We start from the raw sequence: 21,496 nt of genomic DNA on the forward strand, positions 1-21,496 counted from the left end.
TTTAAAAATTACTAAATATTATCAGCAATCCAAGTACCAACTTCTTTAGTGCCGTAAGCTTTACCGCCATCGGCTAAATCTTCGGTAACCATACCTTCAGCTAAAGCTTTATTAACAGCATCTCTAATAGCTTTACCTTCTTCTGGTAAATTAAAAGCGGTTTCAAACATCATTGCAGCCGATAAAATAGTTGCCATTGGGTTTGCAATATTTAATCCCGTTGCTTGTGGATACGAACCATGAATTGGCTCGAATAATGCGATATCTGCTCCCATAGACGCCGATGGCATTAATCCCATAGAACCAGAAATTACTGAAGCTTCATCGGTTAAAATATCACCAAATAAATTTTCGGTAATTAAAACATCGTAACTATTAGGCCACTGTACTAAACGCATAGCCACGGCATCAACAAACTCATAAGAAACCGTTACTTCTGGATAATCTTTCTCCATAGCCTGTACGGTTTCTCTCCATAAACGCGAGGTTTCTAAAACATTGGCTTTATCAACACAACATAATTTTTTAGAACGTGTCATCGCTAATTCAAACCCCTTTTTAGCCAAACGCTGTACTTCTTCTCTTGTATAAACGCAGTTATCGAAAGCCGTCTCACCGCCATCTCTTCTACCTTTTTCACCAAAGTAAATACCACCAGTTAATTCACGTAAAAACACTAAATCGGTGCCTTCAATACGCTCTTTTTTTAATGGCGACTTATCTAATAACGACGGAAATGTAAACGTAGGACGTACGTTAGCAAATAATCCTAACTTTTTACGCATTTTAAGTAAACCTTGCTCTGGTCTTACCGGCGCAGACGGGTCGTTATCGTATTTCGGGTGACCAATAGCACCAAATAAAACAGCATCCGAAGCTAAACAAACTTCATGCGTTTCATCTGGGTAAGGCTCGCCTACAGCATCAATAGCCGCAGCACCAGTTAAAGCTGGCTTCCAAGTTATTTCATGTCCAAATTTTTTAGCAACAGCATCACTAACTTTTACTGCTTCATTAATGACTTCCGGGCCAATACCGTCCCCTGCTAAAAGTGCTATATTAAATTTCATTTTATTATTTATTTTAGTCTTTAATATTTAAATTTTTTATTGTTTTGGGCGTTTCCCTATCGGGTCGGGCTATACGCTCTATCTTTTTTATCGTACCTCAAAAAAAGGATGCCGCTTCTATCCCTAACGCAACAGGCTAACTCTAAAAAAATAAGAGTTCCTATTTAATTTGTTATAATATTCAACATTTTTTCGGTAGCCTTAATAGCAGATACCGTTTGATCTGAATCTAAACCACGTGTTTTAAATTCTTTAGTTGCATTTTTCCAGGTAATAATGGTTTCGCATAAGGCATCCGAATGACTTCCAGGAGGTATCCTTACGGCATAATCAATTAATTCTGGTAATTCCTTTTTCTTAATTTTATATATCCCACGTAAGGCATTCATAAAAGCATCAAATTGTCCGTCGCCCGAAGCATTTTGCTCGTAAACAGTCCCATTAATGGTAATAGATACGGTTGTCGAAGGCTTTAAACCTTTAGCATGTGTTAGCGCATACGAATTAACTTTTACGTTTTCTTGGTATGAATAACTGTCTAAAACATCCGATATGATATATGGTAAATCTTCTTTAGTTACAACTTCTTTCTTATCACCTAACTCAATAATACGTTGGGTAACTTTCTTTAAATCGTTATCGTTAAGTTGTAAACCAAGTTCTTGTAAATTCTTTTGAATATTCGCTTTCCCCGAGGCTTTCCCTAAAGCATATTTACGAGTTCTACCAAAACGCTCTGGCATTAACTCACTAAAATACAGATTCTTTTTATTATCGCCATCGGCATGAATACCAGCCGTTTGGGTAAATACATTGGCACCAATTACAGGTTTGTTTGCCGGAATCATAATCCCCGAAAAGTTTTCTACCAGTTTACTAACGGTATATAATACTTTCTCATTAGCCGCGATTTTTATGTGTGGCATAAAATCGTTAATAACCGCAATGGTACTGGCCATTGGTGCATTTCCAGCGCGTTCGCCCATACCGTTAATAGTAAGGTGCAAACCATCTGCTCCAGCATTAAGCCCCGCCATAACATTGGCAACTCCTAAATCGTAATCGTTATGCGCATGGAAATCGAAATGTAAATGGGGATACTGGTCTTTTATTTGCTTAACAAAATCAAACGATTCGTAAGGTGTTAAAATACCTAAAGTATCGGGCAACATGATACGTTTAACGTTTTGAGTCGATAAAAACGCTAAAAATTCGAAAACGTAATCTTTAGAATTACGCATCCCGTTACTCCAATCTTCTAAATACACATTGGTTTCAATGCCTTTAGATTCTGCATTTAAAATCGTTTCTTTAATTTCTGTAAAATGCTGACTAGGAGTCTTTTTAAGCTGATAAGTTAAATGATTTAATGAACCCTTAGTTAACAGGTTTTGCACCTTAGCTCCTGCTTCAATCATCCATTCTAACGATACGCCTTTATCAACAAAAGTTAAAACTTCTACCTTATCTAGGTAGTTATTCGCTTTTGCCCAATTGGTTACGCCTTTAACGGCTTGAAATTCACCTTCAGACACACGTGCCGAAGCAATTTCAATACGATCGACTTTTAACTCTTCTAAAAGCAGCTTAGCAATAGTTAATTTTTCTGAAGCAGAAAACGACACTCCCGAGGTTTGTTCACCATCGCGAAGTGTCGTATCCATTATTTCAATTTGTTTTGCTTCCATTTTTAAAACGGACGAGATTCTGCAAAGGTTTCAATCTCACTTTTCATGTTTTGTAAATAGTCGATATCGTCGAAACCATTTAACATGTTACCTTTTTTATAACCATTAATATCGAAAGACTCTTGCGTTCCCGATGCAGGTAATGTAATTGTTTGTGCTTCTAAATCGATTACTAATTCTGTTTTTGGATCTGCATAAATAGCCTCAAAAATTTCATTTAAAAATTCAGGACTTATTTGAACAGGTAAAACACCAATGTTTAAACAGTTGTTTTTAAAGATATCTGCAAAGAAACTAGACACCACACAACGGAAACCGTAATCGTAAACAGCCCATGCAGCGTGTTCTCTTGAAGACCCAGAACCAAAGTTCTTACCGCCTACTAATATTTTACCTCCGTAAAGAGGATTGTTTAATACAAAGTCTGCTTTTGGAGTGTCGTCTCCATTATATCTCCAGTCGCGAAATAAGTTATCTCCAAAACCCTCACGTTTTGTAGCCTTTAAAAAACGTGCTGGTATAATTTGATCTGTATCTACATTTTCTATTGGTAATGGAACCGCTGTACTTGTAAGTTTTGTGAATTTATCGTATGCCATTTTTTCAAGTTAAAAGTTAAAAGTTAAATGTTAAAGTTTTAAAAACTTCAAATTAAAATTTAACCATTCATTATTAATTATTCATTTTTAATTACAAAAGTTCTCTAGGATCTGTAACAACACCAGTAACAGCCGCTGCTGCAGCTACTAAAGGACTCGCTAATAAGGTTCTTGATCCTGGACCTTGACGCCCTTCAAAGTTTCTGTTTGATGTACTTACAGCATATTTTCCAGCAGGTACTTTATCATCATTCATTGCTAAACACGCCGAACAACCTGGTTCTCTTAAAACAAATCCAGCTTCTTCAAAAATTTCTAATAAGCCTTCTTCTTTAATTTTAGCTTCAACAACATGCGAACCTGGAACTAACCAAGCGGTAACGTGATCTGCTTTTTTTCTACCTTTAACAATCGATGCAAAGGCACGGAAATCTTCAATACGTCCATTTGTACAACTACCAATAAACACATAATCGATTTTCTTACCAATCATTTGATCGTTTTCTGAGTAGCCCATGTAAGCTAAAGACTTTTCGTAGGTAGACTTACCGCCTTCAACAGCATCGGCAGAAGGAATGTTTTTAGAAATACCAATACCCATACCTGGATTTGTTCCGTAGGTAATCATTGGCTCAATATCTTCAGCATTAAATACTACTTCTTTATCGAAGGTAGCATCTGCATCCGATTTAAGAGTTTTCCAATATGCCATGGCTTTATCCCAATCGGCTCCTTTTGGAGTCATAGGACGGCCTTTAATATATTCGAATGTTTTTTCGTCTGGAGCAATCATACCACCACGAGCACCCATCTCGATAGATAAGTTACAAACCGTCATACGGCCTTCCATAGTCATGTTTTCAAAAACATCTCCAGCATACTCAACAAAATAACCAGTAGCTCCTGAAGTTGTTAATTGAGAAATAATGTATAAACCAACATCTTTAGGTGTTACAGCATTATTAAGTTTCCCGTTTATGCTAATGCGCATTTTTTTAGGTTTTGGCTGCATAATACACTGGGTAGTAAGTACCATTTCTACCTCCGATGTACCAATACCAAAAGCAATAGCACCAAAAGCACCGTGAGTTGATGTATGAGAATCACCACAAACAATGGTAGCTCCTGGAAGTGTAATACCATTTTCTGGTCCTACAACGTGAACAATACCATTATTTTGATGTCCTAAACCCCAGTGGCTAATACCGTATTTATTAGCATTATTTTCTAAAGTTTTTAATTGGTTTGCAGATAAAGGATCTTGAACCGGTAAGTGTTGGTTAATGGTAGGTGTATTGTGATCTGCTACGGCAAACGTACGATCTGGATATAAAACACTTAAACCTCTGCTTTCTAATCCAACAAAAGCTACAGGGCTTGTAACTTCGTGAATTAAGTGACGGTCTATAAAAAACACATCTGGTCCATCTTCAATACTTCGCACAACATGCGAATCCCAAACTTTGTCAAACAATGATTTGCTCATAATTTTATTTATATATTCTGTTTAATTCTACGTTATCGATTTAAAAAAATCGTTCAATTTTAGTCAGCCAACAAATTTATAAAAAACAACCTTTTTATTAAGTATAATCAATAATTTAACCTTACTGGGCATCTACTTTTATAATATTATTAATGGAAAGTAAAAAAATCGAATATATTTTAAAGGATTGCCAAAATAGATTATAATTTTTAAAGAAGAAATACTAAATCTTTACTTTAAACGGTCGGCAACATACTCTACTTCTACTTTTCCGTGTGGTTTGGCTTTGCCATCTTCTCCTAAATTAACCATAACAATATTAGAAATGGTTATAATTGTTTCGTGAGTCATTTTATTTCTAACTTCGCTACTTAATACAATAGAAGCTTTTCCAAATTTAACCACTTCAATACCAATTTCGACAATATCACCTTGTCTGGCAGAGGCTTTAAAATCGATTTCACTCATGTATTTGGTAACCACTTTTTGATTTTCAAGTTGAATGATGGCATACAAAGCAGCTTCTTCGTCGATCCATTCTAATAATCGACCTCCAAACAAGGTACCATTCGGATTTAAATCTTCTGGTTTTACCCATTTTCTAGTGTGAAATCTCATTAATTTTATTCGTTAAGTATTTGAAATTATATTATTCGTAATTTTTTAAAAACCCCACTGTTTCTTTGTAATTAACCACCGTTGAGAAAGAGAATTTAAATTTAAAACAAAGATAAAAAATCTATTTTGTTGATAACCTCGTTAACAAGTATAATTCAAAGTTTTTTTTCAAGTTTTAATATTCAATATTTTTAATAAAACTCTTTTAATTATGAACACTAGACAACTCAGCTTAAAAACCATTCGTCCTGAAATTCTTAGCGCAAGCATTAATGATAGTATGAGTGCCGATGAACGTTTTCAAAATTTAGTTTTACGTCCTGTAATTAAATTACAAAACGATTTGTTAAATGAAGTTTTTATGAACTATGCTAATAAACATAAATCTGTTTTTTATAGTTTATCGTTAGAAAAACGCATTGATTATATTGAAAATGCTATTACTAAAGATATGAAATTTAGAAACTCCTTAAAAGGAATGATTATTGGTTTGTTTACTGTTGAAGAATATCTAATTTACATACAAAATTCGTCGGCTTTAAATAAGCGTATGATGAACATTGTTAAAGAGCGGTTGATTAGTAATATTCAACTTTTTGTGAAACCAGAAATTTTAAAAGCCATTTAAACCAATTAATGACAACAAAACAAAGACTATTGCAAATTTGTAATGAACACGTAGATAAACGCATTAATGATTACAAAGAAGAAATTAATTTAATAAAAGAATCGATTGCAAGTAACGATAAAGGCAATTCTGAAGACGACGATTCTGGCAATGGCAAATTGTTAAACGATTTAGAAAAAAACATGGGCTATCTGGCCGATGCCAACAAAACCAAAGAATACTTAAAACTAATAAAAACCAACGTTGAACCAGTTGATGTGGTACTTGGTAGCATTGTAAAAACAAATGAAATGAATTTTTACATTGCAACAAGTATTGGTAAAATAGATTTAGATAGCGATGTTTACTTTGCTATATCTTTAAATACACCCATTGGACAATTACTTAAAAATAAAAAGGTAAACGATAGTTTTGAGTTCAATCAAAAAAAATATGTAATTCAGGAAATTATATAAGAGATTCCCCATTTAAATCGGTAGTAAGCACATCGCTCATATAATTAAAATATGGGCGAATGGCTTTAAAAGCCTCACCAACACTACCAACAAAACCATCACTTAAAACTTCTTGGTCTGTATATTTTTTAATAAAAATGTATTGCTTCTTTTTAATGAGATCGATATTTTCATGGTCTTTATTAAAGCCTTTAGGTGCTGTTTTTACTTCATCTCCTTGAAGGCCACCCCAAATGTTTTTTAATGAGGTATCGTTTAAAATATCGCGCATTTCGCTGGCATCCATTTCAAATTCTTTACGAATACGTAATAAATCGGCTGGTGACGGTTCCCAAAATCCGGTGGCAATAAAACTTTCGTTGTTAGGTTGCATATGCAAATAATAACCGCCACGTAATTTTGGCTTTACACGATTAAAAGAACCTCCAAAATGGGTTTTGTACGGCAGTTTATTTTTAGAGAACCGAACATCGCGGTATATTCTAAAAATCTTTAATTTATCGATGTCGTCGTGAATTCGTAAATCATTTAAAACCTCATTATAAAGAGCCTTTACTTCTTTTTCTACGGCTCTAAATTCTGTTTTATTATCGTTAAACCAGTCACGATTATTATTTTTTTCAAGTTTCTTTAAATAATCAAAAACAGATTTTGATAGGGTTTGATGCATTTTAATAGCGTTTTAAATTTTTTATTAAAATTACAAAAAGCTCTGATAAATCAGAGCTTTTATAAATATTTAATTAACGAATTATTTCATCTTTGGTTCAGAAATGTAGTAGGTTTTAACTTCTACATTATCATTAGATTCGTTGTAAAATTGCACCATAAAATTACCATCTGCATCAAAAGAACCGATACCTGTTCTTTTTTTATCTTTAATAATGAAGTGGTCACTTTTATGAGCGTGAATGGCCTTTCCAATTTTTACAAACTCATTGCCATTATTATCGAAAGCCATATCAAATCCTTTTTTGTTAGGCATAAAAACGTATTTTTTGTTTCCTAATTTATAATAAGTGTCTTTAGTTATTAAATCGTAGGCGTTATCGGCATCGTTGTCAATCATGACCATTTTCTCTACTTTCGATGGTGATTCTACACGTTTTTGATTTGTTTTAAATTCATCTTTTTTATCTAAAACAACGTCACTACTTTCTATGGTTATGGTTTTAACCTTGTTTTCGACTATTTTTTTGTTGTCCTTGATTTTTGTTGTTTTAACTTCAACTTCTTCTTTTTGCTGTTTATTTTTATTTTGAGCAAATACGCTGGTTGATATTAAAAATATTCCTAATGTGATATATTTTAAATTTTTCATCTTGTTTTGGTTTTAAATTAATGTTTGAATTTTAGTGAGGCGTGAGAATTATGTCATTCGGCATCTTCTTTAGCCTCTTCAATTTCTTCTTTTACATCGTCTATAGCGTCTTTAACTTCATCTGAAACTTCTTCGGCTTCATCATTAAGTTCATCTATAGCGTTTTCTATTTTTTCTTCGGGTGTTTTTTTATCTCTACAACCTGTAAAAACTACAGCTATAGTAAATAAAAAAGCGAGTGCTAATATTCCTTTTCTCATTTTATATAGTTTAAATTAACAAGGTATTAATCTGACGATCAGCTTAAAACAATACTTAATTTTGTTATTACAAAGTTCGGTAAAACGTACAGGTTTTATGTTACATGTTTTGTTCTAACTGTTGTATAATTTACATTTACAACATAAAAACATGCGGTTTTAAAGAGTTTTCAAAAGAAATAACCAAAAAAGGAAATAGAATTTTAGTTTATTCGAAGTCGATATTTTTAAGAATAAGTCCCGAAGCCGGAGCAATGTATTCCATTTTAACAAACACATCATCCTGTAAACTGTATTTAATGGTGTCGAGCGTTAATTTATGTTTACCTAAATCAACTAATGTACCCATCATGAGCCTGATTTGGTTTCGCATAAAGCCTTTGCCCTTTACTCGAAATAGATAAGATTTTTCTGGAAAAAAACTGGCGGTATAGGCTGTGTTTTCAACGATTTCGCAAGTTGTAATTTCCCGTTTATAAATACCATTATCGGTTGGTTTAAAACAATACGATTTAAAATAGTGTTCGCCTACAAAAAGCTTAGCGCCCTGCATCATTAAATCTATATCCAAATCGTCTAAAAAAGTAGTCATAATGGGCGCACAGAATGGATGGCATTTTTCTCCAAAGGTAAAGAGGTAGTTATACTCTTTTATTTTAGAATGATTAATGATATTGAATTTAGCATCTACTTCTTTAATAGTCAACGCGCGTATATCCTGAGGCAAATTATAATTAAACAATTCTAAAAAAGCCTCCAAATTATCTATGGGTTCGGCCAAAAAAAGTTCGAAAGCTGCACATTCTGCAGACACCATGGCATCGGTTCTCCCCGAACTTAAACTTTTAAATGGTTTGCCTTCCAGAATAAAATTTAAGGTTCTATCGACCATTAAATGCAACGTTTTTACATCGGGTTGTTTTTGCCAGCCATGAAAACGGTAGCCTAAATATTGAATGGTAACTAAATAAAAATATTTTTTCATTATAACTTTTAAAGCTTGGGGAAAGTAAGTTTTTTATTAAATATGACAAAAAATTACGAACTTGTAATTTCAACTTTAACCAACCTAAAACTATTTAATTATGACAAACGCTAGTTTAAAACCTCCTTTTTGGTATTGGATTGTAAGTATTATTGCATTGCTTTGGAATGCCATGGGTGTATATCAATACATTGGGCAAGCATACAAAACAGATGCTTGGCGTGCTTCTATGACAGACGAACAAATGGAACTCATATCTAATTTCCCAGCCTGGTTAACAGCGGCTTTTGCTATGGCTGTTTTTTCGGGTTTATTGGGTTCTATTGATTTATTATTACAAAAAAAATGGTCGTATTCGTTATTGGTTATTTCGCTATTCGCTGTTATTATACAGATGGGTTATATTTTAAGTCGGGGACATTTTGATGGTATTGCCATGACTATAAGTATCATTTTATTTGCGTTTTTCTTGGTATGGTTTTCAAGAAAATCAATTTCTAAAAAATGGATTTCTTAAACATTACAAAAAAGGCTTTAGAAAATTCTAAAGCCTTTTTTTTATTTGTGTCTGCCTTTTAACTCGGCTTCAATATCTTTTAAAGTGAATCCTTTGGCTTGTAACAGCATTAAGTAATGAAACATTAAATCGGCCGATTCGTAAAGAAACAACTCATCATTATTATCCATAGCTTCGATTACTGTTTCCACTGCCTCCTCGCCTACTTTTTGCGCTATTTTATTAATCCCCTTTTCAAACAAACTGGCTACATACGATTTGTTGGTGTCTTTATTAGCAACACGTTCTGCAATGACATCTTCTAAGGTAGAAAAGAATCCGTAATTTGAAGTATTTGTTTCTCCCCAGCAATTATCGGTTCCTTTATGGCAGGTTGGCCCCACAGGATTTACCTGAATAAGTAAGGTATCGTTATCGCAGTCGTTTTTAATATCGATAAGATTTAAAAAGTTACCACTTTCCTCTCCTTTAGTCCAAAGACGCTGTTTACTTCTACTAAAAAACGTCACTTTTTTTGTTTCTAAAGTTTTTTGATAAGCGTCTTCATTCATATATCCCAACATCAAAACATTTTTTGTGGTGGCATCCTGAATGATTGCTGGCACTAATCCGTGTGCATCGTATTTGATTGTCATAGTTTAAATCATTATATTATGTGATGCTGAAACAAGTTCAGCATGACGACTAAAGTCGTACTTCTATATTATGTTTTTTTAATTCTTTTTTTAATTCTGGAATGGGAATTTCTCCAAAATGAAAAACACTCGCAGCCAACGCCGCATCTGCCTTGCCTTCTTTAAAGGTATCAACAAAATGTTGAACATTTCCAGCACCACCAGAGGCGATTATTGGAATATTTAATGATTCTGATAGTTTTGCCAACGCTTCATTCGCAAATCCGTTTTTAGTACCATCGTGATCCATCGAAGTGAATAAAATTTCACCGGCACCTCGTTGTTCTACTTCTTTTGCCCATTCGAATAAATCGATATCTGTTGGAATACTGCCGCCATCTAAATGTACTTTCCAGTTTCCGTTAATTTGTTTCGCATCAATGGCAACAACCACACATTGGCTGCCAAATTTATCGGCTAATTCATTAACCAATTCCGGACGTTTAACAGCCGAAGAATTAATAGAAACTTTATCTGCTCCACATTGCAATAAAGCATCAACATGTTCTACAGAAGAAATACCGCCACCAACCGTAAACGGGATATTCACTTGCTCTGCAACATGCATTACCATATCTAAAGTTGTAGCTCGCGCTTCTAAAGTGGCCGAAATATCTAGAAAAACTAATTCATCGGCACCAACATCGGCATATTGTTTAGCTAATTCAACAGGATCGCCGGCATCTCGTAAATCGACAAAATTAACGCCTTTTACGGTGCGTCCGTTTTTAATATCTAAACAAGGTATGATTCGTTTTGTTAACATTTTAAAAAGTTAAAAGTGAAAAGTGAAAAGTGAAAAGTTTGAATCTTTTCAACCTTATACTTTACCCTTTCATTAAACATATTTTTCTAAATCTTTTAATGTAATTCTGTTTTCGTAAATCGCTTTACCAATGATAACACCTTCACAACCAATGGCCTTTAAAACAGGTAATTCTTCTATGGTTGAAATTCCTCCCGAAGCTATTAATTTAATAGACTGACCTAAACTGCTGTTGGAACATTCTGAAATGATTTGTTTATATAAATCGACTGAAGGTCCCTCGAGCATGCCATCTTTAGAGATATCGGTACAAATAACGTATTGTATGCTCTTTTTTTGATAGGCTTTTATAAACGGAATCACATCTTCTTTACTTTGTTCCATCCAACCGCTAATAGAAACTTTTCCATTATCGCTATCGGCACCTAAAATAATTTTCTCTGAACCATATTTAGATATCCAACCTTCGAAAGTATTTGGGTCTTTAACAGCTATACTGCCGCCAGTAATTTGTTTCGCTCCAGAATTAAAAGCAATGTGCAAATCTTCGTTGGTTTTTAAACCGCCTCCAAAATCTATTTTCAAATTAGTTTTAGAGGTAATTTGTTCGAGCACTTTATAATTTACAATATGTTGTGCTTTGGCACCATCTAAATCTACCAAATGCAGATACTGTATGCCAGCATCTTCAAACATTTTAGCAACTTCTAAAGGGTTTTCGTTGTATATTTTTTTGGTGTCGTAATCGCCTTTTGTTAAGCGAACACATTTTCCGTCAATAATATCTATAGCTGGTATAATTCTCATTTTTGTTTGTTTTTAGTTGTTTGTTTTTGGTTTATGGTATTTTACTATAAACTACCAACCATCAACTTTTAACCATAATTTATAACTTTAAAAAATTCTCTAATATTTTTGCGCCTTCTGTACCACTCTTTTCTGGGTGAAACTGAACACCGTAAAAGTTTTCATGTTGTAAAGCCGATGCATAATTTATACCGTAGTCGGTCGCTGCTATGGTTTCGTTGCAATGTTCTGCGTAATAACTGTGCACCAAATACATGTATTCATTTTCTTTGATACCCGAAAACAAAGGAGATTTAAGGTTTTTTATAACGTTCCATCCCATTTGTGGTACTTTTAAATCGGTAGAAAATCGTTTTACATCGGTTTGAAAAATCCCTAAACCTTTTGTGTTGCCTTCTTCTGTTGATTTACACATTAATTGCATACCCAGACAAATACCTAATACCGGTTGTTTTAAAGTTGGTATTAATGTGTCCAATCCGCTTTCTTTAAGCATCTTCATGGCCGAGCTTGCTTCTCCAACGCCTGGAAATATAATTTTATCGGCAGCAAGAATTTCTACTGGATTGTTAGATAAAATCGCATCTACACCCAAACGATTAAAAGCAAATTGAATGCTTTTAATATTTCCTGCGCCATAATTTATAATTACTAATTTCACTTAATTTACAATTTACGATATACTGTTTACGGTTTTAAATTCGAAATGAGTACATCTGGATTTTTATTTTTAAAGCATCCCTTTTGTGGAGGGTAAAAACATCTTATTGGCATCGCGTTTTACAGCCATTTTCATTGCTTTTGCAAAAGCTTTAAAGATGCCTTCAATTTTATGATGTTCGTTCGTGCCTTCGGCTTTTATATTCAAATTACACTTCGCACCATCGGTAAACGATTTAAATAAATGATAAAACATTTCTGTTGGCATATCCCCTATTTTTTCGCGTTTAAATTCGGCATCCCATTCTAACCAGTTTCTACCTCCAAAATCGACCGCGACCTGCGCCAGACAATCGTCCATAGGCAAACAAAATCCGTAACGCTCAATACCTAATTTATTTCCTAATGCTTTATTAAACAATTCCCCTAAAGCAATCATAGTGTCTTCTATGGTATGATGCTCATCGACTTCTAAATCGCCATCAACTTTAATGGTTAAATCCATAGAACCATGACGCCCAATTTGGTCTAACATATGATCGAAAAACGAAAGTCCCGTATCTATATCATTCTTACCAGAACCATCTAAATTTAATTTGATGTAAATTTTGGTTTCATTGGTGTTTCTAGTGATTTCTGATACCCGATCTTTCAGTTTTAAAAACTCGTATATTTTCTCCCAATCGGTAGTTTTTAGTGCTATGGCATTGAATATTTCTTCTTGAGAGGTTTCAATTTCATCGGCGCCCAAATCGGGATCTTCATTTAAATAAATGCCTTTAGCTCCCAGGTTTTTAGCCAATTCCATATCGGTAATTCTATCGCCTAAAACAAAAGAGTTTTCTAAATCGTAAGCCTCCGAAAAATATTGAGTTAACAAACCCGTTCTAGGTTTTCGAGTTGGTGCATTTTCATGCGGAAAAGTTTTATCGATGTAAACAGCATCAAACACCACACCTTCCTTTTCAAAGGCATTTATAATTTTATTGTGTGCTGGCCAAAACGTATCTTCAGGAAAAGAGTCTGTACCCAAACCGTCTTGGTTTGTAACCATAACGAGTTCATAATCTAACTCTTTGGCGATTTTAGCCATAAATTGAAATACTTTTGGATAATATTCCAATTTCTCTAAACTATCTAATTGATAATCTACTGGCGGCTCTAAAACCAACGTGCCATCTCTATCTATAAATAATACTTTTTTCATTATATAGATTTTAAGGTATCTATTAATATTTTATTTTCTTGGGGTGTACCAACGGTTAAACGTAAGGTATTTTCACAGCCCGGTTGTGTTGTTCTATTTCTTATAACAATGCCTTTTTCGATAAGTTGATTGTAGCGTTTTGTTGCATCGTCAACTTTTACAAGAACAAAATTTGCATCAGAAGGATATATTTTTGAAATAAAACTCACAGATTCCAACTGCGAAATCATGAGCGAACGTTCTTTTAAAATATCCTGAATTTGATTTTTAGCCAAATTTTTAATATTTAATAATTCTATGGCTTTTTTCTGAGTTAATTCGTTAATATTATAAGGTGGTTTTATGGTGTTTAAAACCGTTATTATTTCTGCTGAAGCATAACAAATACCTAAACGAATACCTGCCATAGCATAGGCTTTAGACAAGGTTTGCGTTACAATTAAATTAGGGTAGGTATCTAATTTAGAAATCCAGCTGGCTTCGTTTGAAAAATCGATATAAGCTTCGTCAATAACCACAATACCTTTAAATTCTGAAACCAATGTTTCCATAGCTTTAGCATCGAAACTATTCCCAGACGGATTGTTTGGCGAACAAATAAAAAGCAACTTACTGTTGGCATCTGCTGCGTTTAAAATAGCCTCTACTTTAGGTTGAAAAGTATCATCTAAATTAACCGCTTTAATGCCTATGGCATTTAAATTTGCCAAAACCTCATACATACCATAGGTTGGTGGTAAAATGACAATATTATCTTGATTAGGCTCACAAAATGCTCTAAAAATTAAATCTAAAACTTCGTCGCTACCATTACCTAAAAGGATATTTTTTGTTGAAATGCCTTTAATTTCAGAAAGTATAGTTTTTAAATGTCTTTGATGCGGATCGGGATAGCGGTTTACGCCGTTTTCAAAAGGATTTTCGTTAGCATCTAAAAACACCATATTATCGGTAACACCTTGAAATTCGTCGCGTGCAGAGGAGTAAGCTTTTAGTGCCTTAATGGTAGGCCTTATTAAATCTTGTATATTCATTATTTTAAATCCTTTAAACGAATGGAAACTGCATTTTTGTGGGCTTGTAAACCTTCTGCCTCTGCCATTAATTCGATGGTTTCACCAATATTTAAAATACCTTCTTTTGATATTTTTTGAAAGGTCATACTCTTAGAAAAACTATCTAAATTAACTCCCGAATACGCTTTACTAAAGCCGTTTGTTGGTAAAGTATGGTTAGTTCCCGAAGCATAATCGCCCGCACTTTCTGGTGTATAATCGCCAATAAATACCGAGCCGGCATTAGCAATGTTATTCACGTAAAAATCTTCATTTTGAGAACAAATAATAAAATGTTCTGGACCGTATTCATTAATTAACTCCAAAGCCAAAGCATCATTTTCAACATAAATCAATTTAGAATTGGCTATGGCTTTTTCGGCAATTGCTTTACGCGGAAGCACTTCTAACTGTTTTTCAACTTCTTCAGACACTTCGTTAATTAGAGTTTTAGAAGTCGACACTAAAAGAACCTGACTATCGGTGCCATGTTCGGCCTGACTTAATAAATCGGATGCAATATAAGCAGGATTGGCCTTTGCATCGGCAACGACTAATAATTCACTTGGACCTGCAGGCATATCTATAGCGACACCATATTTGGTAGCCAATTGTTTGGCAACAGTAACATACTGATTTCCTGGTCCGAATATTTTATAAACCTGTGGTATAAGTTGTGTTCCAAAAGTTAATCCTGCAATCGCTTGAATACCACCTACTTTAACAATTTTAGTAACACCACAAAGTTGTGCTGCAAATAAAATTTCTGGCGCTAATTCGCCCGCTTTATTTGGAGGTGAACACAACACAATATCTTGACATCCTGCTATTTGTGCAGGAACGGCCAACATTAAAACCGTTGAAAACAAGGGCGCTGTACCTCCTGGTATATATAAACCTACTTTTTGAATGGGTCGTTTTTCTTGCCAGCATGCAACACCTTTAGTGGTTTCTACCGCTATTCTAGTCGTTTTTTGAGCTGAATGAAACACCTCGATATTGTGTTTTGCGGCTTTAATAGCTTCTTTAAGTTTATCTGAAACGGTAGCAACCGCCTTTTCAATTTCTTGAGACGTTACTACATTCGATTCTAAAGCTATACCATCAAATTGCTGGGTATATTTAGCTATGGCCTCATCACCATTAAGGCGAACCTCATTAAAAATATCGATAACTTTGGTTTCAATATCGCCAACGGTTTGTGTAGGACGTTTTAAAACCTCGCTCCAACTACTTTTATTAGGATTAATAATAATTTGCATAACTCTTTTTTAAAGTACCATTTTTTCAATAGGACAAACCAAAATACCTTGAGCACCTCTGGCTTTTAAATCGTCGATAACATCCCAAAACTGGTTTTTACTAATAACCGAGTGAATGGAACTCCAACCTTCTTCTGCCAATGGTAAAACGGTTGGGCTTTTCATACCTGGTAAAACACTAATAATATCATTAACTTTATCGTTAGGTGCATTTAACAATACGTATTTAGAATTTCTTCCTTTTAAAACAGATTTAATTCTAAACTGAATTTTATCAAGTATGGCCTGTTTCTCTTCATCTAAAATTGGTGAAACAGCTAAAACAGCTTCCGATTTTAAAATCATTTCAACCTCCTTCAAATTATTTTTAAACAAGGTGCTTCCGCTGGAAACAATATCGCAAATAGCATCGGCTAAACCAATATTTGGTGCAATTTCAACAGACCCGTTAATGATGTGTAAATTTGCTTTGATGCCTTGTTCTTCCAAATACATTTGCACAGTATGCGGATACGATGTGGCAATGCGTTTACCATCTAAATCCTTAATAGATTTGTATTCCATGGTTTTAGGCACTGCAATACAAACGCGACAAGAAGAAAATCCTAGTTTTTCGGCCACATTTATTCCTTCACCTTTTTCAATTAATACATTTTCTCCAATAATGGCAGCATCTACCACACCATCTTTTAAATATTGCGGAATATCGCCATTTCTTAAATAAAAAACTTCTACAGGAAAGTTTCTAGCTGAAGCTTTTAATTGATCAATTCCATTATCGATAGAAATTCCGATGTCTTTTAATAGTTCCATCGATTCGTCGTGTAAACGACCTGATTTTTGCACTGCAATTCTTAATACACTCATTGTCTTTGTTTTATGAGTTTGAAATAATCTAATTGGATTTAAAATTAAAAAACCCGTTTGATTATCTCAAACGGGTTTTAAATATGTTGATTTTATTCAATACATCTTCACTTCGCTTGAGAGCAAATATAAAAATGATGATGATGTGATTGAATGTTGTTCATTATTCCTTTTTAATACAAAGCAAATATCATAAATATATTTCATTGTTACCTAATAATCTGTTAATAAATTTTATGATTTAAGTATTTTTAATTTATTTATATTTTATCTTCAATATTTTTAAATATAAACCTTGAAACAATATAGAATTATGAAATTAAAACACTGCATCGTTTTTGCTTTCTTAGCAATTGCTAGTTATTACCCATTAAACGCTCAAGAATCGGCAGAAACAATTTTAAAAAATGCGTCCGAAGTTGCTAAAAAAGAAGATAAAAATATTTTTGTGATGTTTCATGCTTCCTGGTGTGGTTGGTGTAAAAAAATGGATAAAGGCATGAATGATGATGCATGCAAAGCTTTTTTTGATGCAAATTATGTTATAACCCATTTAACAGTAAAAGAATCACCTAACAACAAACATCTTGAAAATCCTGGTGCAGAAGATTTATTAATTAAATACAAGGGCGAAAAAAGCGGCATTCCGTTTTGGTTAATTTTTAATGTCGAAGGCGAATTGTTAGCAGATAGTTTTGATGATAAAGGTCAAAATTTAGGTTGTCCAGCTTCAAAAGAAGAAGTTGAAGCTTTTATTAAAAAACTTAAAAATACATCTTCTTTAAACGAACGAGCCTTAAGTATCATCGCCGAAGTTTTTACAATGAAATAATTTATTTATTAATTAAATTCAATAAAAAAAGCGTGTAACTCATTTGAATTACAAGCTTTTTTATGTTCTTATTTTATTTACTGATTCCCTAAAATAATAGGTAATCCGCCATCGCCAGAACCAATAACAATTACTTTACTGTTAGGTGATTCCGATAACTTTAAAGTGGCATCGATACCTTTATCTTGCAAAATCATACTGTTTAATGAAGCACTTAAAATGCGGTTAGCATCGGCTTTACCTTGTGCTTCAATTCTAACTTTTTCTGCTTCTTTTTCGGCAGTAACCAATCTAAATTCATATTCTAACGATTCTTGCTCTTGTTTCAATTTGCGTTCAATCGCATCTTTTATAGTATTTGGTAAAGTAACATCTCTTACCAAAACTTCATTAAGTTGCACATATTGCTTTTCTAATATCTTTTTTGTTTCAAGAAAAATTTCATCTTGAATGGCATCACGTTTACTAGAATATAATTGCTCTGGCGTGTAACGACCTACCACACTTCGTGCAGCACTTCGAATGGATGGCTGAATAACACGTTGTAAATAATCTTGCCCCAAGGTTTGATGAAGTTTACCCAAATTTCTCGTTACCGGTTGGTACCAAGCCGAAGCATCAATTTGAATTTCCAATCCGTTTGATGATAATACTTTCATTTTTTCAAAAAGTTCTTGCTGACGCACTTCATAAATAAACACTTTGTTCCAAGGCGCAACAATATGAAAGCCCTCACCCATTGGTGGTTCGTCGGTTACAACACCATTATCGAATGTTTTATATAATACACCTGCCTGACCAGAACCTATGGTTACAGAAGATTTTGATAGTAATACAATTAAAATAACTGCTCCTATAATTAAAGGAAATGCAATTTTTGGTAATCTGTCCATTAAATTTTTGTTTTAAATTAATCCGTTATACTTTCTTAAAAACCATTCGGTTGTTAAGCTTAAAATGATAATTATGAGTAAATAAACCCAATCTATTAAAGGTAAGCTATTTTTAGTGCTTTTTTGCACAATTGAAAAACGATTGTCATTTAAAAGCTTAGATTCTAAATTTTGAGTGTTTTCTATAAAAAAACTTTCACCTTGACTATTAGTTGCTAAACGTTGCAGTTTTGTTACATCGGCATTTAAAAATTGTTGCTCTACGTTATAATCTAAAATGGTGAAATTGCCCGATTTGGATATTTTTTCTTTTGTTGTACTTACTGTAAAACTATATTCTGCAGGTTTTAAAGTACTTAAATCTACTTGGTAATTATTGTTTTTTAATACAAACGGAATAGTTTTCTCTTCTCCCGAAAGGTTATTTTTTATTTTAATATTTATAGTTTCTCTAGAGTCGAAAACATAATTTTTATCGAAAAATTCGGCTTTAACCACAATGTTAGAATTGCCATTGTAAAAAGATTGGTAATCTAAATTTAAACGGGTACGTAGTTTGTTTGATGCCAAATATTGAACAAGTTTCCCAATAAAATCATCAAATTGAATAAATGATTTCGTATTTAAAAAGGTATGAGCCCGCCATTGCCAGATGTTTTCACCAAATAATAAAGCTTCGCGTTTGCCATTGCTTTCAAAAGAAGCTAATAAAGGTTCGTTAATTCTAACATTGTTAATGGATTTATACAACAAGGTTTCTACAGGAACCGAAAATGTTGTGCTTCCATAATTAGATTGTAATGGTGGAAAACTTTCAAAATCTATATCTTCAATTAAAAAAGAGGCATAGTTTTTATTTGAAATGCCTTGATAGCTTTCTGTTTGTTTGGTTATCTCGGTCTTATATGCATCGACCACGTTATTAAGAAAATTTAAATCTGTTTTTGTACCAATTATCGTGAAACGGTTTTTATTTTCTGCATTTAACACTTCAAAAACAGGTTTAAAGTTTACATTAGGCTGATACAATATAACTAATTGAAAATCATTGAATTGATTTAAAATTGTTTTTGAATTTAGAAATGATACAGAACGTTGTTCATTCGTTTCAATACTCTTTTTTAAAGCCCCTAAATCTGGGTGAATAAAATCACTAACAATAGCAACTTTAGTCTTTTCATTGATTACTTCAACTGCAAAATTTTTAACATTATTAATTGTATTCATCTCATTTTGCAGAGGTTCTAAAACAGCGGTATAGACCTTTACACCAACACTGTTTGCTGGCAGGGTAAAGTTTAGAACTTTAGAATTATTTTCTTTTGAAAAATTTACCGTTTCAGAATACACGATATTACCGCCTTGCTTAACTACAAAACGAGTATTAACGGCAGAATTCCCGTTGTATACAAGAATAGTCTCAATTGGAAATTTATTCTTTAAATAAGCGTATTTATTAACATTTAATTGCTGAATTTTTAAATCTGTGTGACTTATGGTATCTCCAAGAATTACTGAAAAAACTGGTTGTTTATAAGCATTTGTTACAAACGCATAATCGTTGCCATAGGTTTGATTTCCATCTGAAATTAAAATCGTTGGTGCGATGGTGTTTTTATAAATTTGCCCTAATTTATTAAACGCTTCGTTGATATTGGTTTCTCTCTCTGAAAACGTTAACGAATCTGAAGCTTGCAAATCGTCTCCAAATGTATAACTGGTAATATTAAATTTTTTATTTAAATCGGCATTTTCTGTAAGTCTATTAACAAGTTTTAAAACATTTTGATCTTGTTTTAAGTGTTTAACAGAATTTGAATTATCGATAGCTAACACCAAATTTGGTTTTTCGTTAGTTATAATAAGTTGTTCAAATTTTGGATTTATTAATAAAATTAAAACAGACAGATAGGTAATAAATCTTAAAAGCAAAAAAAGCATGTTTAATTTAGACATGCTTTTTTTATTTTTAAAATACTGAAATCCTGCTAGAAATAGCGCAAAAATAACAGCTAAAATAATGTATAACAGAGTTATTGAACTCATTAAATATTCTATGTTTTAAATATGGTTTGCTTTCGCAGGATGGTTTTAAGTTAACATACCACCATCAACGTTTAAGGTTTGGCCCGTAACATACGCACTCATGTCGCTTGCTAAAAACACACAAACATTAGCAACATCTTCTGGAGTACCACCACGTTTTAAAGGAATTCCTGCACGCCATCCTTTTACAACCTCTTCATCTAACTTAGCGGTCATTTCGGTTTCAATAAAACCTGGAGCGACCACGTTACTTCTAATATTTCGAGAACCTAATTCTAATGCCACCGATTTAGAGAATCCAATAATACCTGCCTTAGAAGCCGCATAATTGGTTTGACCCGCATTTCCTTTAACACCAACTACAGAACTCATATTAATAATTGAGCCTTTACGTTGTTTTAGCATGTTTTTTTGTACAGCCTTCGTCATGTTGAAAACAGATTTTAAGTTTACCTCAATTACGGTATCAAAATCGTCTTCACTAATACGCATTAATAAATTATCTTTAGTAATTCCTGCATTGTTTACCAACACATCGATGCTACCAAATTCTGCAGCTACTTCTTCGGCTAATTTATGAGCCTCATCGAAACTAGCGGCATTACTTTTATATCCTTTTGCTTTAACTCCTAAAGCGATTAATTCTTTTTCTAATTCATTTGCAGCTTCTACAGACGAACTATAAGTAAAAGCAATGTTAGCACCGTGTTGTGCAAAAACTTGTGCGATACCTCTACCAATGCCTCGGCTTGCTCCTGTAATAATTGCAGTTTTTCCTTCTAAAATCTTCATTAGTTTTA

General features: G+C 33.3%; 24 protein-coding genes. 4 read left to right on the forward strand and 20 right to left on the reverse strand.

What is annotated here, in order from left to right:
- Positions 1 to 11 precede the first annotated feature (11 nt).
- The 5 genes from leuB to AW14_RS11605 form a co-directional block, all read right to left on the reverse strand.
- Positions 12 to 1,070 carry a 3-isopropylmalate dehydrogenase gene (leuB, locus tag AW14_RS11585; protein WP_044638957.1) on the reverse strand — a complete coding sequence of 353 codons (1,059 nt, stop codon included), beginning with the start codon at positions 1,068 to 1,070 and terminating at the stop codon, positions 12 to 14.
- 164 nt (positions 1,071 to 1,234) lie between these two features.
- Complete coding sequence (locus AW14_RS11590) at positions 1,235 to 2,758, reverse strand: alpha-isopropylmalate synthase regulatory domain-containing protein (protein WP_044638958.1); 1,524 nt, start codon at positions 2,756 to 2,758, stop codon at positions 1,235 to 1,237.
- Positions 2,759 to 2,760: 2 nt separating this feature from the next.
- Complete coding sequence (leuD, locus tag AW14_RS11595; protein WP_044638959.1) at positions 2,761 to 3,357, reverse strand: 3-isopropylmalate dehydratase small subunit; 597 nt, start codon at positions 3,355 to 3,357, stop codon at positions 2,761 to 2,763.
- A gap of 91 nt (positions 3,358 to 3,448) precedes the next feature.
- Positions 3,449 to 4,843: a 3-isopropylmalate dehydratase large subunit gene (gene leuC / locus AW14_RS11600; protein ID WP_044638960.1), complete on the reverse strand. Its 1,395-nt coding sequence runs from the start codon at positions 4,841 to 4,843 to the stop codon at positions 3,449 to 3,451.
- Positions 4,844 to 5,074: 231 nt separating this feature from the next.
- On the reverse strand, positions 5,075 to 5,461 hold the full coding sequence (locus AW14_RS11605; protein WP_044638961.1) for an acyl-CoA thioesterase: 387 nt from the start codon (positions 5,459 to 5,461) through the stop codon (positions 5,075 to 5,077).
- Between the two features lie 211 nt (positions 5,462 to 5,672).
- Here AW14_RS11605 and AW14_RS11610 point away from each other — a divergent pair, with 211 nt between their 5' ends.
- A complete protein-coding gene (locus AW14_RS11610; protein ID WP_044638962.1) occupies positions 5,673 to 6,089 on the forward strand; it encodes a hypothetical protein in 417 nt (138 codons plus the stop codon).
- 8 nt (positions 6,090 to 6,097) lie between these two features.
- Positions 6,098 to 6,544 (forward strand): hypothetical protein, encoded by a 447-nt coding sequence (locus tag AW14_RS11615; RefSeq protein WP_044638963.1) that lies wholly within the window; start codon positions 6,098 to 6,100, stop codon positions 6,542 to 6,544.
- On the opposite strand, the gene AW14_RS11620 is transcribed toward AW14_RS11615, so the two are convergent.
- The 4 genes from AW14_RS11620 to AW14_RS11635 all read right to left on the reverse strand — a co-directional run bounded on the left by AW14_RS11620 (position 6,537) and on the right by AW14_RS11635 (position 9,110).
- Entirely contained in the window at positions 6,537 to 7,214 is a 678-nt protein-coding gene (locus AW14_RS11620) for a DUF2461 domain-containing protein (RefSeq protein WP_044638964.1), read from the reverse strand. The two genes, AW14_RS11615 and AW14_RS11620, sit on opposite strands and share 8 nt — an antisense overlap.
- 81 nt (positions 7,215 to 7,295) lie before the next feature.
- On the reverse strand, positions 7,296 to 7,865 hold the full coding sequence (locus AW14_RS11625; RefSeq protein ID WP_044638965.1) for a hypothetical protein: 570 nt from the start codon (positions 7,863 to 7,865) through the stop codon (positions 7,296 to 7,298).
- A gap of 53 nt (positions 7,866 to 7,918) precedes the next feature.
- Positions 7,919 to 8,125, reverse strand: a complete 207-nt coding sequence (locus AW14_RS11630; RefSeq protein ID WP_044638966.1) for a membrane protein — start codon at positions 8,123 to 8,125, stop codon at positions 7,919 to 7,921.
- Between the two features lie 208 nt (positions 8,126 to 8,333).
- Positions 8,334 to 9,110, reverse strand: a complete 777-nt coding sequence (locus AW14_RS11635) for a tRNA pseudouridine synthase A (protein ID WP_044638967.1) — start codon at positions 9,108 to 9,110, stop codon at positions 8,334 to 8,336.
- A gap of 100 nt (positions 9,111 to 9,210) precedes the next feature.
- On the opposite strand from AW14_RS11635, the gene AW14_RS11640 reads away from it, so the two are divergent.
- On the forward strand, positions 9,211 to 9,627 hold the full coding sequence (locus AW14_RS11640; RefSeq protein WP_044638968.1) for a hypothetical protein: 417 nt from the start codon (positions 9,211 to 9,213) through the stop codon (positions 9,625 to 9,627).
- Positions 9,628 to 9,668: 41 nt separating this feature from the next.
- Here the strand turns inward: AW14_RS11640 and hisIE are convergent, their stop codons facing one another.
- From hisIE to hisG, 8 genes are all read right to left on the reverse strand, one after another.
- Positions 9,669 to 10,262: a bifunctional phosphoribosyl-AMP cyclohydrolase/phosphoribosyl-ATP diphosphatase HisIE gene (gene hisIE, locus AW14_RS11645; RefSeq protein WP_044638969.1), complete on the reverse strand. Its 594-nt coding sequence runs from the start codon at positions 10,260 to 10,262 to the stop codon at positions 9,669 to 9,671.
- A gap of 49 nt (positions 10,263 to 10,311) precedes the next feature.
- A complete protein-coding gene (hisF, locus tag AW14_RS11650) occupies positions 10,312 to 11,067 on the reverse strand; it encodes an imidazole glycerol phosphate synthase subunit HisF (protein WP_044638970.1) in 756 nt (251 codons plus the stop codon).
- Between the two features lie 72 nt (positions 11,068 to 11,139).
- On the reverse strand, positions 11,140 to 11,874 hold the full coding sequence (hisA, locus tag AW14_RS11655; RefSeq protein WP_044638971.1) for a 1-(5-phosphoribosyl)-5-[(5-phosphoribosylamino)methylideneamino]imidazole-4-carboxamide isomerase: 735 nt from the start codon (positions 11,872 to 11,874) through the stop codon (positions 11,140 to 11,142).
- A gap of 79 nt (positions 11,875 to 11,953) precedes the next feature.
- On the reverse strand, positions 11,954 to 12,535 hold the full coding sequence (gene hisH / locus AW14_RS11660) for an imidazole glycerol phosphate synthase subunit HisH (RefSeq protein ID WP_044638972.1): 582 nt from the start codon (positions 12,533 to 12,535) through the stop codon (positions 11,954 to 11,956).
- Positions 12,536 to 12,604: 69 nt separating this feature from the next.
- Positions 12,605 to 13,741, reverse strand: coding sequence for a bifunctional histidinol-phosphatase/imidazoleglycerol-phosphate dehydratase HisB (gene hisB / locus AW14_RS11665; protein WP_044638973.1), 1,137 nt, complete (start codon positions 13,739 to 13,741; stop codon positions 12,605 to 12,607).
- Positions 13,741 to 14,775, reverse strand: a complete 1,035-nt coding sequence (hisC, locus tag AW14_RS11670; protein WP_044638974.1) for a histidinol-phosphate transaminase — start codon at positions 14,773 to 14,775, stop codon at positions 13,741 to 13,743. The genes hisB and hisC overlap by 1 nt, the downstream gene beginning before the upstream one ends.
- Positions 14,775 to 16,058, reverse strand: coding sequence for a histidinol dehydrogenase (gene hisD, locus AW14_RS11675; protein WP_044638975.1), 1,284 nt, complete (start codon positions 16,056 to 16,058; stop codon positions 14,775 to 14,777). Before hisD ends, hisC begins: the two co-directional genes overlap by 1 nt.
- Positions 16,059 to 16,067: 9 nt before the next feature.
- Positions 16,068 to 16,925, reverse strand: a complete 858-nt coding sequence (gene hisG, locus AW14_RS11680) for an ATP phosphoribosyltransferase (protein ID WP_044638976.1) — start codon at positions 16,923 to 16,925, stop codon at positions 16,068 to 16,070.
- A 313-nt stretch (positions 16,926 to 17,238) separates the two neighbouring features.
- Between hisG and AW14_RS11685 the strand changes: the two genes are divergently transcribed.
- A complete protein-coding gene (locus tag AW14_RS11685) occupies positions 17,239 to 17,757 on the forward strand; it encodes a thioredoxin family protein (protein WP_044638977.1) in 519 nt (172 codons plus the stop codon).
- A gap of 77 nt (positions 17,758 to 17,834) precedes the next feature.
- Here AW14_RS11685 and AW14_RS11690 read toward each other — a convergent pair whose 3' ends face one another.
- From AW14_RS11690 to fabG, 3 genes are read right to left on the reverse strand one after another with little or no spacing between them, the layout of a single operon-like run.
- A complete protein-coding gene (locus AW14_RS11690) occupies positions 17,835 to 18,650 on the reverse strand; it encodes a prohibitin family protein (RefSeq protein WP_044638978.1) in 816 nt (271 codons plus the stop codon).
- Positions 18,651 to 18,662: 12 nt separating this feature from the next.
- Positions 18,663 to 20,696 (reverse strand): hypothetical protein, encoded by a 2,034-nt coding sequence (locus tag AW14_RS11695; protein ID WP_044638979.1) that lies wholly within the window; start codon positions 20,694 to 20,696, stop codon positions 18,663 to 18,665.
- Between the two features lie 45 nt (positions 20,697 to 20,741).
- Complete coding sequence (fabG, locus tag AW14_RS11700; RefSeq protein WP_044638980.1) at positions 20,742 to 21,488, reverse strand: 3-oxoacyl-[acyl-carrier-protein] reductase; 747 nt, start codon at positions 21,486 to 21,488, stop codon at positions 20,742 to 20,744.
- Positions 21,489 to 21,496: the final 8 nt, after the last annotated feature.

It is taken from the genome of Siansivirga zeaxanthinifaciens CC-SAMT-1 (genome assembly GCF_000941055.1).
Classification (GTDB): Bacteria; Bacteroidota; Bacteroidia; order Flavobacteriales; family Flavobacteriaceae; genus Siansivirga; species Siansivirga zeaxanthinifaciens.

Excerpts from the sequence above, each read along its gene's own strand:
- leuB (WP_044638957.1), bottom strand. The coding sequence starts at position 1,070 with ATGAAATTTAATATAGCACTTTTAGCAGGGGACGGTATTGGCCCGGAA.
- AW14_RS11590 (WP_044638958.1), bottom strand. The coding sequence starts at position 2,758 with ATGGAAGCAAAACAAATTGAAATAATGGATACGACACTTCGCGATGGT.
- leuD (WP_044638959.1), bottom strand. The coding sequence starts at position 3,357 with ATGGCATACGATAAATTCACAAAACTTACAAGTACAGCGGTTCCATTA.
- leuC (WP_044638960.1), bottom strand. The coding sequence starts at position 4,843 with ATGAGCAAATCATTGTTTGACAAAGTTTGGGATTCGCATGTTGTGCGA.
- AW14_RS11605 (WP_044638961.1), bottom strand. The coding sequence starts at position 5,461 with ATGAGATTTCACACTAGAAAATGGGTAAAACCAGAAGATTTAAATCCG.
- AW14_RS11610 (WP_044638962.1), top strand. The coding sequence starts at position 5,673 with ATGAACACTAGACAACTCAGCTTAAAAACCATTCGTCCTGAAATTCTT.
- AW14_RS11615 (WP_044638963.1), top strand. The coding sequence starts at position 6,098 with ATGACAACAAAACAAAGACTATTGCAAATTTGTAATGAACACGTAGAT.
- AW14_RS11620 (WP_044638964.1), bottom strand. The coding sequence starts at position 7,214 with ATGCATCAAACCCTATCAAAATCTGTTTTTGATTATTTAAAGAAACTT.
- AW14_RS11625 (WP_044638965.1), bottom strand. The coding sequence starts at position 7,865 with ATGAAAAATTTAAAATATATCACATTAGGAATATTTTTAATATCAACC.
- AW14_RS11630 (WP_044638966.1), bottom strand. The coding sequence starts at position 8,125 with ATGAGAAAAGGAATATTAGCACTCGCTTTTTTATTTACTATAGCTGTA.
- AW14_RS11635 (WP_044638967.1), bottom strand. The coding sequence starts at position 9,110 with ATGAAAAAATATTTTTATTTAGTTACCATTCAATATTTAGGCTACCGT.
- AW14_RS11640 (WP_044638968.1), top strand. The coding sequence starts at position 9,211 with ATGACAAACGCTAGTTTAAAACCTCCTTTTTGGTATTGGATTGTAAGT.
- hisIE (WP_044638969.1), bottom strand. The coding sequence starts at position 10,262 with ATGACAATCAAATACGATGCACACGGATTAGTGCCAGCAATCATTCAG.
- hisF (WP_044638970.1), bottom strand. The coding sequence starts at position 11,067 with ATGTTAACAAAACGAATCATACCTTGTTTAGATATTAAAAACGGACGC.
- hisA (WP_044638971.1), bottom strand. The coding sequence starts at position 11,874 with ATGAGAATTATACCAGCTATAGATATTATTGACGGAAAATGTGTTCGC.
- hisB (WP_044638973.1), bottom strand. The coding sequence starts at position 13,741 with ATGAAAAAAGTATTATTTATAGATAGAGATGGCACGTTGGTTTTAGAG.
- hisC (WP_044638974.1), bottom strand. The coding sequence starts at position 14,775 with ATGAATATACAAGATTTAATAAGGCCTACCATTAAGGCACTAAAAGCT.
- hisD (WP_044638975.1), bottom strand. The coding sequence starts at position 16,058 with ATGCAAATTATTATTAATCCTAATAAAAGTAGTTGGAGCGAGGTTTTA.
- hisG (WP_044638976.1), bottom strand. The coding sequence starts at position 16,925 with ATGAGTGTATTAAGAATTGCAGTGCAAAAATCAGGTCGTTTACACGAC.
- AW14_RS11685 (WP_044638977.1), top strand. The coding sequence starts at position 17,239 with ATGAAATTAAAACACTGCATCGTTTTTGCTTTCTTAGCAATTGCTAGT.
- AW14_RS11690 (WP_044638978.1), bottom strand. The coding sequence starts at position 18,650 with ATGGACAGATTACCAAAAATTGCATTTCCTTTAATTATAGGAGCAGTT.
- AW14_RS11695 (WP_044638979.1), bottom strand. The coding sequence starts at position 20,696 with ATGAGTTCAATAACTCTGTTATACATTATTTTAGCTGTTATTTTTGCG.
- fabG (WP_044638980.1), bottom strand. The coding sequence starts at position 21,488 with ATGAAGATTTTAGAAGGAAAAACTGCAATTATTACAGGAGCAAGCCGA.